The 16017-nt window shown below is 63.2% G+C and carries 18 protein-coding genes (1 of these 18 running past the window's edge); 5 read left to right on the forward strand and 13 right to left on the reverse strand.

What is annotated here, in order from left to right:
* The 4 genes from V1288_RS15945 to V1288_RS15960 form a co-directional block, all read right to left on the reverse strand.
* Positions 1–352 carry the start of a TRAP transporter substrate-binding protein gene (locus V1288_RS15945; RefSeq protein ID WP_334357938.1) on the reverse strand. Its footprint begins 737 nt before the window's first position, so only the first 352 of its 1089 coding nucleotides appear in the window; it begins with the start codon at positions 350–352; its stop codon lies off the left edge, out of view.
* A 426-nt stretch (positions 353–778) separates the two neighbouring features.
* Entirely contained in the window at positions 779–2092 is a 1314-nt protein-coding gene (locus V1288_RS15950) for an NAD(P)H-dependent oxidoreductase (protein ID WP_334357939.1), read from the reverse strand.
* 156 nt (positions 2093–2248) lie between these two features.
* Positions 2249–3049 (reverse strand): phytanoyl-CoA dioxygenase family protein, encoded by an 801-nt coding sequence (locus V1288_RS15955; protein ID WP_334357940.1) that lies wholly within the window; start codon positions 3047–3049, stop codon positions 2249–2251.
* 118 nt (positions 3050–3167) lie between these two features.
* Positions 3168–3842 (reverse strand): GntR family transcriptional regulator, encoded by a 675-nt coding sequence (locus V1288_RS15960; protein WP_334357941.1) that lies wholly within the window; start codon positions 3840–3842, stop codon positions 3168–3170.
* A 165-nt stretch (positions 3843–4007) separates the two neighbouring features.
* Between V1288_RS15960 and V1288_RS15965 the strand changes: the two genes are divergently transcribed.
* Complete coding sequence (locus V1288_RS15965) at positions 4008–4817, forward strand: class I SAM-dependent methyltransferase (RefSeq protein WP_334357942.1); 810 nt, start codon at positions 4008–4010, stop codon at positions 4815–4817.
* A gap of 6 nt (positions 4818–4823) precedes the next feature.
* Here V1288_RS15965 and V1288_RS15970 read toward each other — a convergent pair whose 3' ends face one another.
* Entirely contained in the window at positions 4824–5681 is an 858-nt protein-coding gene (locus V1288_RS15970; RefSeq protein ID WP_334361319.1) for a sigma-70 family RNA polymerase sigma factor, read from the reverse strand.
* Between the two features lie 129 nt (positions 5682–5810).
* On the opposite strand from V1288_RS15970, the gene V1288_RS15975 reads away from it, so the two are divergent.
* Positions 5811–6269, forward strand: coding sequence for a carboxymuconolactone decarboxylase family protein (locus tag V1288_RS15975; protein WP_442893958.1), 459 nt, complete (start codon positions 5811–5813; stop codon positions 6267–6269).
* 155 nt (positions 6270–6424) lie between these two features.
* Entirely contained in the window at positions 6425–8158 is a 1734-nt protein-coding gene (locus tag V1288_RS15980; protein WP_334357943.1) for an adenylate/guanylate cyclase domain-containing protein, read from the forward strand.
* Between the two features lie 14 nt (positions 8159–8172).
* Here V1288_RS15980 and V1288_RS15985 read toward each other — a convergent pair whose 3' ends face one another.
* Positions 8173–8997, reverse strand: coding sequence for an alpha/beta fold hydrolase (locus V1288_RS15985; RefSeq protein WP_334357944.1), 825 nt, complete (start codon positions 8995–8997; stop codon positions 8173–8175).
* Between the two features lie 5 nt (positions 8998–9002).
* Positions 9003–9827, reverse strand: a complete 825-nt coding sequence (locus V1288_RS15990; protein ID WP_334357945.1) for an alpha/beta fold hydrolase — start codon at positions 9825–9827, stop codon at positions 9003–9005.
* A 187-nt stretch (positions 9828–10014) separates the two neighbouring features.
* Between V1288_RS15990 and V1288_RS15995 the strand changes: the two genes are divergently transcribed.
* A complete protein-coding gene (locus V1288_RS15995; RefSeq protein WP_334357946.1) occupies positions 10015–10557 on the forward strand; it encodes a methylated-DNA--[protein]-cysteine S-methyltransferase in 543 nt (180 codons plus the stop codon).
* A 98-nt stretch (positions 10558–10655) separates the two neighbouring features.
* Here V1288_RS15995 and V1288_RS16000 read toward each other — a convergent pair whose 3' ends face one another.
* The 5 genes from V1288_RS16000 to V1288_RS16020 form a co-directional block, all read right to left on the reverse strand.
* A complete protein-coding gene (locus tag V1288_RS16000; RefSeq protein ID WP_334357947.1) occupies positions 10656–11459 on the reverse strand; it encodes an enoyl-CoA hydratase/isomerase family protein in 804 nt (267 codons plus the stop codon).
* Complete coding sequence (locus V1288_RS16005) at positions 11456–12325, reverse strand: MBL fold metallo-hydrolase (protein WP_334357948.1); 870 nt, start codon at positions 12323–12325, stop codon at positions 11456–11458. The genes V1288_RS16000 and V1288_RS16005 overlap by 4 nt, the downstream gene beginning before the upstream one ends.
* 143 nt (positions 12326–12468) lie before the next feature.
* On the reverse strand, positions 12469–13083 hold the full coding sequence (locus V1288_RS16010; RefSeq protein ID WP_334357949.1) for a glutathione S-transferase family protein: 615 nt from the start codon (positions 13081–13083) through the stop codon (positions 12469–12471).
* A 142-nt stretch (positions 13084–13225) separates the two neighbouring features.
* Positions 13226–14068, reverse strand: a complete 843-nt coding sequence (locus V1288_RS16015) for a fumarylacetoacetate hydrolase family protein (protein ID WP_334357950.1) — start codon at positions 14066–14068, stop codon at positions 13226–13228.
* Positions 14069–14225: 157 nt separating this feature from the next.
* Positions 14226–15071, reverse strand: coding sequence for an MBL fold metallo-hydrolase (locus tag V1288_RS16020; protein WP_334357951.1), 846 nt, complete (start codon positions 15069–15071; stop codon positions 14226–14228).
* A 118-nt stretch (positions 15072–15189) separates the two neighbouring features.
* Here V1288_RS16020 and V1288_RS16025 point away from each other — a divergent pair, with 118 nt between their 5' ends.
* Positions 15190–15612 (forward strand): DUF3775 domain-containing protein, encoded by a 423-nt coding sequence (locus V1288_RS16025; RefSeq protein WP_334357952.1) that lies wholly within the window; start codon positions 15190–15192, stop codon positions 15610–15612.
* Here V1288_RS16025 and V1288_RS16030 read toward each other — a convergent pair whose 3' ends face one another.
* Positions 15613–15984: a hypothetical protein gene (locus tag V1288_RS16030; RefSeq protein ID WP_334357953.1), complete on the reverse strand. Its 372-nt coding sequence runs from the start codon at positions 15982–15984 to the stop codon at positions 15613–15615.
* Positions 15985–16017: the final 33 nt, after the last annotated feature.

A 16017-nucleotide genomic window follows, 5' to 3' on the forward strand; every position in this document is an offset into this window, starting at 1 on the left:
TGAGGCCGAACGGCAGCGACGTGCCGAAGGTGAAGGCCGGGTTCTTGCCCCAGTAGTAGTAGAGCGCCGTGTTGCCCATCTCGACGGTGCCGTTTGAAACGGCGTCGAGCACCTGGAGGCCGGGCACGATTTCACCGGCGGCGAACGCCTGAATCTGGAATTTGTTGTCGGTGATTTCCGCGACGCGCTTGGCGAAATATTCGCAGCCGCCATACAGCGTATCGAGCGCCTTCGGCCAGCTTGCCGTATATCGCCACTTTATCTCCGGGTTCGATTGCGCAATCGCCGGTGCGGCAACCGCGGTCGCGGCGAGACCTGCGCCGCCCACCCTCAGGAAATCACGACGTTTCATTTTTGCTTCCCCTCTGCTTTTTGCCGATACCCGACCAAGGGACGACGGTCTCTTGCCGTCTTCTCTGATTACCGATGGCCGATGCTGGACTGTTGTTTAAGGATGTGGGCCCTGAAACCTAGGCTCTTGGTGATGCAATCAATTTTCCCGGCTTATGGACCTGCGGGCAGGATGACGAATTGGTGATCGATAATCAAGGGTTCTGCTCTCACCGCAGTGGCGAACAGATGCCCGAATACTGAGCGATGGAGGCGAAGCATCCGACGAAAGGCTAAGGCACCGACCGACCAGATGGATCTGCGAAAGGTCAATCGGAAAATACCGCATTGCAGTAATTCCGCCGCGCAAGCGCGCCCGGCGGTGCTTGTCATTTGACCTGAACATGCACGCAGACGGCCGCGCCGGCTGCAGATGCGCGTTGCGCGATCATCGTCGCGCGGAAAATGTCGTTTCCATCGCCCGGCGCGTCTTGATGGTGTCGTTGTTTTCATCGACCTCGACATCGCTCCAGCGCACCACCGCGCCGTGGGCGACGTCGTTCTTCAACTTGACGCGATGGGCAAGTCCGATCGGCAGCGCGCCGGCGGCGAGACTTTTGGCTGCAGGCATCAGCTTGCCCCATACCGTGTAGCCGCCCTCGCCATCGAGCATTTCGCCGGCGCGCAGATTACGCTTGGCGACCGCTGCGACATCGCCGCGAAAATCATGCGGCTGTCCGGTCGGCTCGTTGCGCAGCGCGGCCGACAGGATCGAGATGTTCAGTTCGAGCCCGATCAGATGATATGGCTTGTACATCGCTGCATACCGGCCTGAAGCATCGGTCTTCAGCCCATACTGCTTGAAGCAATCGGCGGCGTAGTCGTTCGGCGCTTCCAGCACGACGTAGACACCCCAGCGCAGGTCGCGGAAGACAGGACGGCCGTCGCGTTCGAGCGAGGAGACCACCTCCGCGAGGCCAGCCTTCTCCAGCACGCCGCCCTTGTCGCGTGGCCGCATCACATGCGGCAGATCATCGACGCCGCAGGGCGGAAACAGCAACCCGTCCGACGGCACGTCGAGTCCGCAAGCGTTCGCAATCGCCGCCATTTCGATTGCGGATTTGGTGCCGTCCAGGAACGAGTTGAACATCTGCGGGTTCATGCCGGCCGATTGCGCTTCGCCGGCAGTTAGTCCGTAATGGCTCCAGACGCCATCCGGCGTCACGTCGTGATAGGCCGGCAGATATTTGGTGCCCTTGCCGGCGGCGACGACGCGAAAGCCCGTCGCGCGCGCCCAGTCCACCATCTCGGCGGTCAGCGCCGGCTGGTCGCCATAGGCCAGCGAATAGACCACGCCGGCCTTGCGTGCTTCCTCGGCCAGCAGCGGGCCGGCCAGCACGTCGGCCTCGACATTGACCATGACGACATGCTTGCCCGCCGCAATCGCGGCGCGGGCGTGCCTGATGCCGACGGCGGGATTGCCGGTGGCTTCGACCACGACATCCATCGCGCCGCCCGCAATCGCGCGCATGCCATCGTCGGTGAAGGCGGTTCGCGCGACCCGCTCCGCATCCCAGCCAACGGTGCGGCACGCCTCTCGGGCGCGGTCGCGATCGAGGTCGACGATGATGGACACTTCGAGTCCCGGCGTGTGCGGCACCTGCGACAGGAACATCGAGCCGAATTTTCCGGCACCGATCAGCGCGACGCGAACCGGCTTGCCGGCCGCAAGGCGGGCGTTGAGGAGGCGATGAAGGTTCATGAGAGGAATCCGATCGGATTAAGGCGTGTCCCGGACGCGGTGCAGCGCGAAGCGCTGCTCCGCAGAGCCGGAACCTATGATAGCAATAAACCAGAGTAGGTCCCGGTTCAGCAGCGCATCATTTCATGCTGCGCTGCGCCCGGGACACGATCGCTCTTACTCCGCCGCTTGCCGGTGCGCACGCGCAAGCCGCAGCAGCGCATCATCTTCCACCGTCTTGATCGGCGTAAAATCGCGATGGGCGATGTATTCCGGCCGCGTCGGGGTGCGGATGTAGTTCGAAACCGCGTTCAGCGTCAGGTAGACGATCTTGCGCGGATAGGGCGTGATGTTGCCGCTTGATCCGTGCACCAGATTGCCGTGGAACATCAGCATGCCGCCGGCCTTGCCGGTAGGTGCTACGATGCCGCCTTCCTTCACCAGCCGGGTGACGGTCGCTTCATCCAGCGTCCACAGCGGGTAGGAGGTGGTTTCCAGGTCGTGCGACGCCTTGAGGTCACCGGCGTGCTGGCTCTTGGGTACCAGCATCAGCGGGCCGTTGATCGGCATCACCTCATCGAGGAAGATTGCGATGTTCATCGCGCGCGGCTCGGGCATGCCGTCGTCGCGCTTCCAGGTGCCGTAATCCTGGTGCCATTGCCAGACATCGCCGGTGAAGGCGGATTTGGCGTTGATCTTGTACTGATGCATGTAGACCTTCTCGCCGAAGATCTGTTCGACCGGTTCGATCATGCGCGGATGCGCGCCGAGAACGCCGAACGCCTCGTTATAGAGATGCGCGGCAAAGGCGGTGCGCGGCGCGCCGCTCTTCTCGCGCCACACCTCGGGCCGGTTGGCGTCGTAGATGCCTTCAGCCTCGCGCGCGAGATAGGCCACTTCCTCGGGGCTGAACAGCTCGGGCAGGAACAGCCAGCCTTCGCGGTTGAAGAATTCGATCTGCTGCGGCGTCAGTCTCATGGCGTTCTCTCCTGTTGGTTTTGTTTTTGTTGTCATTCCGGGGCGCGCGAAGCGCGAACCCGGAATCTCGAGATTCCGGGTTCGATGCTGCGCATCGCCCCGGAATGACGGCGTGTTGTTACGCCGCCTTGTCGGTCGCCCTCAGTCTCTCCTCGGTCATTCGTCCGGCCGTCTGCGCATGCGCCAGTGCTGCGGCTTCCGCGGCCTTGGCATTGCCGGCGAAAATTTGCGCGGCAATCGCCTCGTGCTCAGCCCAGGCGCTTTCGCGGTAATCGAGTTCGGCCAGCACGGTCGCCATCGAGCGGCGCATATGCGGCCATTGCGGCGCAATCATTTCCTCGATCGCGGGATTGCCTGCGAGATGATAGATCGTGCTGTGAAAATCGACATCGAGCGCGATCAGCCGCGCCAGCGGCGTGTCCTTGCCGATGCTCCGCCCCGCGCGCAGTGCCGTTTCGAGCTGCGCGCGGCCTGACGCGTCGATTTTGGCGCGCGCGGCTGCGAGCCGCGCGGCCAGCGCATCGATGGCGCCCCGCACTTCGTAGAGCTGGCGGATGCGCTCCGGGTCGAGCCGGGTGACCTCAAAGCCGCGACGGCCGCTTTCGGCGACGAGCCCCTGCCGGTGCAGTAAATGTAACGCGTGGGACACCGGCTGACGCGAGACGCCGAGCTTTTCCGCAAGTTCGTTCTGCCGGATGCGATGCCCGGGCGGCAGCGAACGATCGGTGATCGCCTCGAGGATCCGGGCATAGACCTGGTCGATCAGGTTGGGGAGCGGATCCAATGGGATCATGCCGGCTGTCCGAGTTTGGAATACGGAATTCCGAATTCAAAAATAGCTCCATGCCGTGACCGCGTCAAGGGAGCCGGATGAGGAAGCTCTTTGGGGGTGTGCTGCCGTAGATCAGCCGTCTACGCTATGATCATCAATGGGAGCGAGCCCGATCGGAGAGCGCTGATGGCTGACGACGACGCAAGTTTCACCGGCAGCATCCCGCAGTATTACGATCAGGGCCTGGGGCCGGTGATCTTCGCCGGTTATGCCGCCGACACGGCGCAACGCGTCGCGGCCGGCCGGCCGGCATGCGTCCTCGAGACGGCGGCGGGCACCGGCATCGTCACGCGCAAGCTGCGCGATGCGTTACCCGCCGAGGCACAACTGACGGCGACCGATCTCAATCCTCCGATGCTAGATCTCGCGCGCGCCAAATTTCGGCCGGACGAGCGGGGCAGCTTCCAGCCTGCCGACGCCACAGCGCTTCCCTTTGCCGATGCGAGCTTCGATGCCATTGTCTGCCAGTTCGGCCTGATGTTCTTTCCGGACAAGACCGCGTCCTTTTCCGAAGCGCACCGTGCGCTCGCTCCAGGCGGACGTTATGTGTTCAGCGTCTGGGATTCACACCGCCACAATCCGTTTGGCCGCATCGCGCACGCCATGGCGGAGCGCTTTTTCCCGGTCGATCCGCCGCAATTTTACAATGTGCCGTTCTCCTGCCATCAGATCGATCCGATCAAGGAACTGCTGATAGCAGCAGGCTTCGACGGGATCGACATCGCCGTGATCAGGCAGGAGCGAGAGCTTCCTGACGTCGCGCAGTTCGCGCGTGCGGCGGTCTACGGCAATCCGCTGATCGATCAGGTTCGGGCACGCGGCGGCGTCGATCCGGACCGCATCGTTGACGCGCTGGCGCAGGAATTTCGCCGCGAGTTCGGCGATCCCGGCCGGATGCCGCTACAGGCCATCGTGTTCTCGGCCGTGAAGAGATGACACTGCTCACGGCAGCACGGTGACGTCGAACGAACCGAGCCGCTCGGCGTCCGCCACCGCCTCGACCGCCGATATCCGCTCTCCGCTGACGGTGAGGTGCAGCACGATACGCAACTGTCCGCCGACGATGACGGCGACCGCCAGCGTACCGTCGACCAGCGCCGGGTTGGCGGCCTGCGCGCGTCCCTTGAAGGTTTCGGCCACGGCCGTGGCGCCGCGGATTTCGGCGAGTGAACCGAGTCGTTGGGCGGCAGCATCGGCGCGAAACACCACGTCAGGATCCAGCACCGCGAGCAGCCCCTCGAAGTCGCCGTCGCGCGAGGCCTTGAGGAAGGCATCGACGATCTTTTTCTGGCGGCCGAAATCGTCGTCCGGCGGCGGCGAGCCCTGCACCCGGCGGCGGGCGCGGCTGGCCAATTGCCTCGCTGCAGCGGGCGTGCGGCCGACGATCGGGGCGATCTCCTCGAACGGCACGGCAAACATGTCATGCAGCACGAAGGCAAGCCGCTCGGCCGGCGCCAGCGTTTCCAGCACCACCAGCAGCGCGGCGCCGACGGAATCGGCCATCTCCGCATCGCGCCCATGCGCATCGTCTGCGACAGGTTCCGGCACATGCGGTCCGATCGGTTCCTCGCGCCGCGATTTGCGCGTCCGCAGCATGTCGAGGCAGATACGGGCGACGACCGTGGTCAGCCAGCCGCCGAGATTTTCGACCGCACGTGCATCGGAGCGGTTCAGCCGCAGCCAGGTTTCCTGCACGGCATCGTCGACCTCACTGGTCGAGCCGAGCATACGGTAGGCGACGGCCCTCAGGCGGGCCCGGTTGGCCTCGAATTGCTCAGCCAGAAACTTCTTCTCGTCCAGATTTCTTTCCTGCATCGGTCACATTCCCATGTCGCGTTCCGTCTTGGCTATGACGAACGAAACCGCGCCGATGTGACAGCAAATCGGCGCCGGCGGCGTCAAAACAGAACCAACCGTACGGAGAGCAAAATGATACACGCACGCATGAACCACCCGGCCATGGTCGTTCCCGATGCCATGAAGGCGCTGCAGGCGCTGGGTGAATTGACCAAGAAGGACTTGCCGGAAAAATTGCTCGAACTGGTGCATCTGCGCGCCAGCCAGATCAATGGCTGCAGCGCCTGTGTCGACATGCACCCCAAGATCGCCAAGCGGGCCGGCGAGACCGATGAGCGCCTGTTTGCGGTGGCGGCCTGGCGCGATACGCCCTACTTCACGGAAGGGGAGCGCGCCGCCCTGGCGCTCACGGAAGCGCTGACCCGGCTCAGCGATCGGTCCGATCCGGTACCGGATGAGGTCTGGGGCGAGGCCGACAAGCATTTCGATGAGGCGGAGCTGGCGGCGCTAATTCTGGCGATCGCCAACATCAATGTCTGGAACAGGCTCAATATCGCAGTGCGTCAGCCGGCAGGCGCCTGGAAGGCGTAGGGGCTATCCCAAACTATGTCCAAATTTAACGCGCCGGATCGTGCTTAATTCACCGGCGCGCGCTAAACAACAAGCCCGGCCGGATCGGCCGGGCTTTCGTTCTTGTTGCTTCATCCCGTTACCCGATCATGTCCGTCACCTTAGAATATGCATCCATGCTGCGACCGACTATCCGCAAGCGAATCCTTGGCATCGCCTTGGGCTTGATCTTTCTGATGGTCGTCACCTCGGCGCTGTCGACCGTGATGACGCGAAAAATTGCGCATCAGCTCGATGAGCTGACGACAAAATACGTCGAAGCATATGGGCATCTGGCGCGGATGAACGTCCGCTCGCTGGAGCAGGCGGTGGTGGTTCGCCGGATGGTGGTTGCCAAGGTACAGACGCCGCCGGACGAGACTGCATTCGCAAATCAGCAAACCGTCTATGAAGCGAAAGGCAGGGAGATTGACGAGGAGGCGCAAGCCGCACGCGCCTTGATCATTGCCATCATTGATGATCCCACCACCGTCTCCGACGACGCCAAGCTCGGACGGATCGAAAACCGGATCGAAACCGTAACCAGCGACCTTCGCCGTTATCTGGACGAAGAGAACAAGCGAATGTGGCCTCTGCTTGAAGCGGGCAACATGATGGAAGTCCGGGCCAGCCTGGGTCGTGCCGACGCACTTCGCGACGAATTCAATCAGAAGATTGAGGAAATCCGTCTTGACATGATGGGGCAGGTCCGTAGCGATGCTAGCGTGACGATGCGGGATCAGCAGCGCGCGATTGTCGTCTCGGCGATCGTGACGACGCTTGCGGCCATCCTCGGACTGACGTTCGCGCTCTTCGTGTCTACCGGCATTACCCGCCCGGTCCGGCGGCTCCTGGACGGCACCCGTGCGGTGGAGGCTGGCCGGCTCGATGGATCGATCGACGTGACCACGCGCGACGAGATCGGCCAGCTCACGGCCGCCTTCAACAAGATGGTCGAGCAACTCCGTCACAAGGAGCGGTTGCGTGAAACCTTCGGCCGGTATGTCGACCCGCGCGTCGTCGAAGGCTTGATTGACCCGCAGGCGCTGACCGCGAGCAACGGCGAGCGGCGGGTGATGACGGTGCTGTTCTGCGACATGAAGGGCTTTACCAGCCTGAGCGAAGGCATGACGCCGCAAGGCCTCGTCAAGGTGATGAACCATTATCTGTCGACGATGTCGGGGCCGATCCGCAGCCATCGCGGCATCATCGACAAGTATATCGGCGATGCGATCATGGCCTATTGGGGGCCTCCGTTTACCGAGCATAGCGAGCAAGCGCGTCTCGCCTGTCTTGCTGCGGTCGAAATGGCGGATCGTGGGACGACGCTACGCACCGAACTGCCCGAACTGCTCGGCGTGCGCACCGTGCCGAGCGACTGCGAAGTGCGCATCGGCATCGCGACCGGCGAAGTCCTCGTAGGCAGCATCGGCTCGGAATTCATGATGAGCTACACGGTGATGGGCGATGCGGTGAACCTGGCCTCGCGCCTGGAGAATGCCAACAAGATCTATGGCAGCCACTCGCTGGCTTCGGAGGCCGCGATCATGGCGGCCGGCGATGCGGTGGAAACGCGCGAGATCGACCGGCTGGTGGTCGCGGGCCAGACCCGTCCCGAGGCGGTGTTCGAGATCATCGGGCGCGCGGGCGAGTTGACCGAGAAGCAACTTGAACTGCTGGCGCGGTACGCCGAGGGGCTGGCTGCCTATCGGGCGCGCCGCTGGGATGATGCGCGCCGGGCTTTCGAGGTCGCGCTCGAGGCCGTCCCCGGCGACGGGCCATCCAAGACGATGGCTCAACGTATCAAGGACTTTCAGGCGAATCCGCCGGCTGCCGATTGGGATGGCGCATGGCGGCTGGATCAGAAGTAAACGGGACGACGCGTTTACGCCGCGAGAAACGCCAGCACCACGTCGCAAAATTCTTGCGGCGCCTGTTCGAACATCCAGTGGCGCGTGCCCGGTATGACTGCGGTCCTTGCGTCCGGAATATGCTCCGCCAGCACGCGCCAGATCACCGCCAGCGCGCCCTTGGTATCGCCGCCGCCGATCAGCAGCGTCGGTGTCCTGATCGATTCCGCTTCGCTCTTCAGAAACGGCTTGCGGTTCTCGCCGACTTGGCCAAGCAGCGTGTAGATGTTATCCCGCAATTGTTGCCGCGCCGTAGCAGGCCACCGCGCCCACGCGCCTTTGCCGTCGATCCCATCGACGAAGAGCGCGAGCGCGCCGTCAATGTCGCCGTTTCGCACCATCTCGGCTGCGACCGGAACGCGCGGACCCAACGGCGCCGGGCCGGGCGGCGGACTGGCCGGCTGCAGTGCCGGTTCGAGATCGCCGCCGGGTTCGGCAAGAACCGCCTTGCGCAACAGATCGGGCCGCGCCTGCGCCACCCGGAAACCGATATGGCCACCGCGAGAATGGCCGACCAGATCGACCGGTCCGGCATTCAGCTTTTCGATGAAGCCGATGACGTCGGCTGTGTGCTGCGCCATCAGATAATCGTTGCCGACGCCATCCCAATGCTCCGGGAAAAATCGCCGCAGGCTCAGCGCGATCACGCGATGCTTTCTCGTGAGCGGGCCCAGCACGGCGTTCCAGGTGCGGAAGTCGCCGAGCGTGCCATGCACGAGAACCAGCGGCGGGCTGTTGGCGGCGGCTCTTCCCACATCGAGATAGGCCATTTCGTACCCGTTGACGCTCAACGTTTGCATGTCGGTCAATCCTCCACGAGATAGGCGAGAACGATCTCGCAATATTTCTGCGGCGCCTGCTCGAACATCGGGTGCGTGGTGCCTGATATCATTGCGGTGCGCGAACCCTTCACGTTGGTAGCCAGCGCATGCAGTACCTTCGGTAGCATACCCTTGGTGTTGGCGCCGCCGATGAACAATGTCGGCGTCTTGATCGCCTCCGCATCCGCCTTGGAGAACGATGGACGGTGATCGCGCATCTGGCCGATCAGCGTCGTGGCGTTGTCGCGCAAAAGCTGTTTGGGCGTCGCCGGCAGGCGCCTCCACGCGCCGGGGCCTTCCAGTGCATCCATGAAAATCTGCAGGCCGCCATCGATATCGCCCCTGGCGATCACCTCGGCGGAAGCCGCGATCATGCCAGCGAGCGGTGAGGGGCCGGGCTTGTAGGTGGGATCGAGCGTCGCATCGAGTTCGCCGCCGGGCTCGGCTAGGATCAGCTTGCGCAATAAATCCGGCCGGCGTTGCGCGACGCGGAAGCAGATGTGTCCGCCACGGGAATGACCCATCAGGTCGACAGGCTTGGTATCCAGCTTCTCGATGAAGGCGATCACGTCGTCGACATGCTGGGCGATCGAATAGGTGTCGCCGACGCCATCCCAATGGTCCGGAAAGAAATGCCGCAGCGACGGCGCGATCACGCGATGCTTGCGTGTCAGAGGACCCAGCACCGAGGACCAGATCCGGAAATCGCACAGCGAACCGTGCACGCAGACCAGTGGCGGGCGATTGCCGGCGCTTTGGCCGATATCGAGATAGGCCATGTCATAGCCGTTGACGTCTATGGTTTGCATGGGATCTCGTGAGGGTGGGGTGGAGACCAAGGGCCATTGAGGGGCGTCGGCGAGAACCCAGATCATCGGAAGTTGTTCATGCCGTCAAGTTCCCCCAGGTTTCGGGTGGATAGCAATAATCTCCAAGCCTAGATTTGGGTTCAGAAGGAAGCTTGGTGGCATTGAACCGGAGAATATGGAGCCAGCCATGAACGGGCACCATTTTGCGATATTTGACACCGCGATCGGCCGCTGCGGCATCGTGTGGGGCGAGCGCGGCATCACCTCGGTGCAATTGCCGATGGGTGACGAGAAGAAGACCCGCACCCGTCTGCAGCAGCGTCACGATGACCTTGTCGAGGCGCCGCCGCCTGCCAAGGTGCAGGCCGCGATCGACGGGATCGTGGAGTTGCTCGAGGGCAAGCCGAACGACCTTGCAGACATCGTGCTCGACCTCGACGGTGTTCCTGAATTCAACCGCGGAGTCTATGACATCGCGCGCACGATACCGCCGGGCAAGACCATGACCTATGGCGATATCGCCAAGAAACTTGGTGGCGTCGAGTTGTCGCGCGACGTCGGCCAGGCGCTGGGCCGTAACCCCTGTCCGATCGTGGTGCCGTGTCACCGCGTGCTGGCGGCGGGCAACAAGCCCGGCGGTTTCTCCGCCAATGGCGGGGTGGTGACGAAACTGAAGATGCTGGCGATCGAGGGCGCGGCCGTGAACCACACGCCGAACCTGTTCGATTGAGGGCTTCGGTTCTGATTGAATCAGAACCGAAGTTCTATGTTTTGACGCGTTTTCTTCACGCGAACCGGTACCCCACTTCGCTTGAAAACGCTATGGGTTCACCGGCCCTTGAAATCGGGCGGCCGCTTCTCGTTGAAGGCCAGCACGCCCTCACGGCGGTCCTCGGTCGGGACCATGCGGTTATAGGCCTCGATTTCCAGTGCGAGGCCGTCCCGCAGCGATAGTTGCAGGCCGCGATGGATCGACTGCTTTGCCTGGCGGACGGAGATCGGTGCGTTGCTGGCGATGCGCGACGCGGTCGCCAGCGCTGACGGCAACAGTTCGGATAACGGAAACATCTCGTTCACAAGACCCCATTCACGCGCTTCCGCGGCTGAAAACGGCTTGCCCGTCAAGATTAGCTCCTTGGCGCGGCGCTCGCCGACGGCGCGCGGGAGCGTCTGCGTGCCGCCGCCGCCGGGCATGATGCCGAGCGTCACCTCGGTAAGCGCGAAGCGCGCGCCGTCAGCGGCGTAGAGAAAGTCGCAGCAGCCCGCGATCTCGCAGCCGCCGCCATAGGCCGCGCCGTTGACGGCGCCGATGATCGGAACGGGGCAGTCGATGAGCGCCCGCACCATCCGCTCGAAAATGACGTGCTGGCGCGTCCATGCCTGATCCGTCATGCCGCGGCGCTCCTTCAAATCGCCGCCGGCGCAGAACGCCTTATCGCCCGCGCCGGTGAGAACGATGCAGCGGAGGGTCTTGGGATCGAGCGCCGTGTCCTCGAAATAGCGCACGAGGTCACGCCCCATCTGGGTGTTGAGCGCGTTGGACGCGTCTGGCCGATTGAGCCTGACGATCGTCACGTGCTCGTCGACGGGCTCGATCGACAGCGTTTCGAAGGTGGGCAGGTTCGAGTTCATATCGCCTCGCAGGAGAATCCGCTGCCTCTGCGCCGGATCTTTCCGGCCGACGGCGAGGGGAAATGCGCGGTGCAACACAGCGTATCGGTGTCGCAGTAGCGCTCCAGGAAGCCGCGCCGCGTCGTCGCTGCTTGCGCCTGATCGACGTCGAATTTGACCGAAAATTCCGGATAGCGCGTCTGCAGCGGCGAATGCATCAGGTCGCCGGAGAACACGGCGTCGTCCTTGCCGTGGCCGAAGGTGAAGGCGGCATGGCCGGGCGTGTGGCCCGGCGTCGGCAGGATGCGCGTGTGGTCGCCGATCTGGTAATCGCTGCGGACGATCTCCGCCTGCTTCGCCTCGACGACCGGCAGCACGCTGTCAGCAAATGGCGGCACCGGCGTTTTCGCGTGGGTCTCGGTCCAGTAGTCGAACTCGGTCTTGTCGAACAGGTAGCGCGCATTGGGAAAGGTCGGCACCCAGCGGCCATTGTCGAGCCGGGTGTTCCAGCCGACGTGGTCGACATGCAGATGCGTGCACATGACGTAGTCGATGTCGCCGACGGAAATCCCGGCGGCGGCCAACGCGCGCGCATAGGTGTCGTCGGTCTTCATGTTCCATTTCGGCCGCTGCGGCCGTGGCTTGTCGTTGCCGATGCAGCTATCGATCAGGATGGTGTGATGCGGCGTCTTCACGACATAGGACTGGAAGCACAGGATCAACACGTCCTTGTCGTCGAGCGCACCGGCCTTTTGCATCCACGCCCGGTTTTCCGCCAAAACTTCCGGCGTGAGGCCCGGCAGCATCTCCAGCGCCGGCAGGAAGGTGGTTTCCTGCTCGATGATGCGGTGGATGGTGAGATCGCCGACGGTGAATTTGAGGTTCATGCTGGCTCCCGATTGACGCGCGGTGTCTATCTTCCTGGCCAAGCGCCCGCGTGGCCGACGCCGTGAGCGCGACGACGGCAGCGAGGCCGAGGTGCCGCAATTTCTTGCCACCCTCGCCCATGCCACCGCCTGCGCTTCTGTCGTTACGCCGGCGGCGGTACCGAGATTTTCACCGACGGCCGCTCTAGCATTTTCTGGTGGAAGGCATCGAGCTTCGGATAGGCCTTGCGCCAGCCGCAATCGGCAAAGCGGAAATCCGCATAGCCGAGCACGCAGACAAGGCCGATCTGCACGATATTGAACGGCCCCGACAGCACGTCGGGCTTGTTCTCGAACCTCGCCATGCCGGCCCACGCTCGCTTCCAGTGGTCATCGGACCATGCCTGCCAGCGCAACGGCTCCGGCCGCACCATGCCTTCGTAGCGGCACAGCAGCATGGAATCGAGCATGCCCTGCAGCAGCGAATGGTCGCTCTTGACCTTCCAGCGCTCGGGACCGGAGGCGGGTATCAGCTTGCCGCCGCCGGCGAGCTCGTCGAGATATTCTGTTATGACGTAGGAATCGAGGATGACGTCGCCATTGTCGAGGATCAACACCGGCAGCTTCTTCAACGGCGTGATCTTCGAATATTCCTCGTTGGGCTGACCCGGCGCGACGGTAGCGGGGGTGAACTCGATCTTGTCGATCAGGCCGGTCTCGATCGCGGCGATGCGCACCTTTCGGGCGAACGGCGAGGCAGGGGAGAAGGTGAGTTTCATTTTTCTTGTTCCCTTCGATGCTTTCTCCGTCATGGCCGGGCTTGTCCCGGCCATCCACGTCTTTCGTGCTGCTAGACCATCAAGACGTGGATGCCCGGGACAAGCCCGGGCATGACGAGCTAATGCGAATGTCGCTTAGCACTCACGCCGCGATGATTTCCTGGCGTTGCTCGCCGAGGCCTTCAATGCCGAGGGTGACGATGTCGCCGACGTTGAGGTATCGCGGCGGCTTCATGCCGGTGCCGACGCCGGGCGGCGTGCCCGTGGTGACGATGTCGCCGGGCATCAGCGTCATGAACTGCGAGACGTAGGAAATGCACTTCGCCATCGAGAAGATCATGGTCGAGGTCGATCCGGTCTGGCAGCGCTTGCCGTTGACGTCGAGCCACATCGACAGTTTCTGCACGTCGGGAATTTCATCCTTGGTGACCAGCCACGGGCCGACGGGTCCGAACGTGTCGTGCGATTTTCCCTTGGTCCACTGACCCAGCCGCTCGATCTGGAAATTGCGCTCGGAGACGTCGTTGCAGACGCAGTAGCCGGCAACATGGTTGAGCGCGTCGGCTTCTGAGACATATTTGGCGCGGGTGCCGATGATGGCGGCGATCTCGACTTCCCAGTCGAGCTTGGTCGAGCCGCGCGGCTTTTCGACCGCATCGTTGGGGCCGGAGAGCGCGGTGTTGGCCTTCAGGAAGAATATGGGCTCGGTCGGGATCGGCGAGCCGGTCTCCTTGGCGTGGTCGACATAGTTCAGGCCGATCGCGACGAATTTCGAGATGCCGGTAACCGGCGCGCCGAAGCGTTGCGCGCCGTCGACGGCGGGAAGCTTGGACGTGTCGAGCCCCGCTAGCTTGGCGAGCGAGGCCGGCGCATAGGCCTCGCCGTCGAGGTCCTTCAGGTGTGCCGAAAGATCGCGCAACTGGCCGGATTTATCGATCAGGCCGGGCTTTTCCGCACCCTTGGCGCCGTAACGTACAAGCTTCATTTTTGTCACTCCCTGCGGGGTTCTTTGGAATTTGTAGGGATTTTCGGCCCTTCAGACGCTTCTTGGAACAGCGGGCGCGGAAATTCAACTGCCGAAAGCGCAGGGTAGGTGGGCAAAGGCGCCCTTGCGCCGTGCCCACCATCCAGCGTGTCGCGCGCTACAGCGCAACGAACCGGAAAGCATCGCCGTCGCGCTTGATATGGCCGGCACCGAAGTGCCCGCCGATCACCAGCGTCGGCGTATCGGCGAAGCGCGAGAGCAGCTCGCGGCGGGTTTCGGCCGACTGCCGGGGATCGGAATCCGCCGTCGACGACCAGTCGAGATGGGCCATCTGGCAGGGATGGTGGGCAACGTCCCCGGTCAGCAGGCCTTCCTCGCCGTCCGAGGTGATGTGGACGCTCATATGGCCGGGGCTGTGGCCGGGCGTCGGGATCAGGCTGATTTCATCCGTCAGCCTGGCGTCGCTGGCGACGAGATCGGCCTTGCCGACGTCGGCAATCGGCTTCACGGAATCGCCGAACACGGCTGCCCTGTCCGGGGCATCGCTGTGGTCGCGCCAGTGCTCGTATTCGGTCTTGCCGAACACGTATCGCGCGTTGGCAAAAGTGGGCACCCATTTGTCACCGACCAGCCTTGTGTTCCATCCGACATGGTCGACATGCAGGTGCGTGCACAGCACGGTGTCGATGCTGTCAGGGGCGAAGCCCGCCGCCGTCAGCCTGTCGAGGAACGGGTCCTTGCGGTTGTTCCAGGTCGGCACGCTGCGGCCCTGCTTGTCGTTGCCGAGCCCGGTGTCGACGATGATCCGGCGCGTGGGTGTCTCGACCAGGAACGAATGGATCGACATTTTCAGCCGGCCCTCCTCGGTCGCGAAATGTGGAATCAGCCAGGGCAGTTTCTGGATTTCCTCGTTGGTCGCGAGCGGCAGGATGAAACGGGTGCTGCCGACCGTCTCCATTTCGATGGCTTTTGTAATCTTGACCCTGCCCACGTTCCAGTGCATCCGGCGTTTCCTCATCGTTTCTGATTGTTCGGTGAAGGATGCGGGTTTCCATGTTCCGGTGCAATGGATCATCTGACGGCGTTCGGCGTTATCGCATAGCCCGTATGAGGAACGTGCGATGCCAGAACTTACGATTTCGCCCGAGAAAGTCGGCTTCCTGATCGAGAAGGCCCGGCAGTTCGACGTCAAGGAAGCGGCATCCGATCCGGACTCTGGATCCAACGCCGCCGATGACGACATGATCGACGTGCTCGAGGACGATGGCCGCGACCCAGTCGCGCGTGAGATCGCCGGTTTCATCGATGCGCTGAGCGAAGACGAGCAGGTCGACCTCGTCGCACTGATGCGGCTCGGCCGCGGCGACGGAACCATCGAGGAATGGAAAGACCTGCGGCGGCAGGCCGCGGAAGGACGAAGCGGTCCCACCGCGCGCTATCTGCTGGGCGAGCCGATGCTCGGCGACCTTCTCGCCGAAGGTCTCGACGAGTTCGGTCTGTCCTGGACGGAGGGCGGACCACGCCGATCCAGTAGCTATCCGTAGCTATCTGGCGCAGTCCACGACCACGGTGCCGAGCTTGTCGCCTTTCTCCACCGCAAGATGCGCCTGCGTGGTGTCCGAGAGCGCAAACTGCGCGGCGACGTTGTGAATGCGCGGGCCCGCCGCCAGCCACTTTGAAATGTCCGCCTGGGCTGCCGCCAATAATGGCGGTGGCAGCGCGAACAGCACCAGCGCGCGCAGTGCGATGCATTTTTCCATCAATTCGCGCATCGGCACCACCGGCGTGCGATCGCCGTTGGTGGCGTAGACCGCGATCGTCGAATTCATGCCCATCAGTTTCAGCGTAGTATCGATATTGCCGCCGAAATCGACATCGACGACGCGGTCGACGCCGCGCTGACCGGTAAAGGCCATCGCTTTGGCGACAACATCTCTCCGTCTTGTAGT

It is taken from the genome of Bradyrhizobium sp. AZCC 2176 (genome assembly GCF_036924645.1).
In the GTDB taxonomy this organism is placed as follows: domain Bacteria; phylum Pseudomonadota; class Alphaproteobacteria; order Rhizobiales; family Xanthobacteraceae; genus Bradyrhizobium.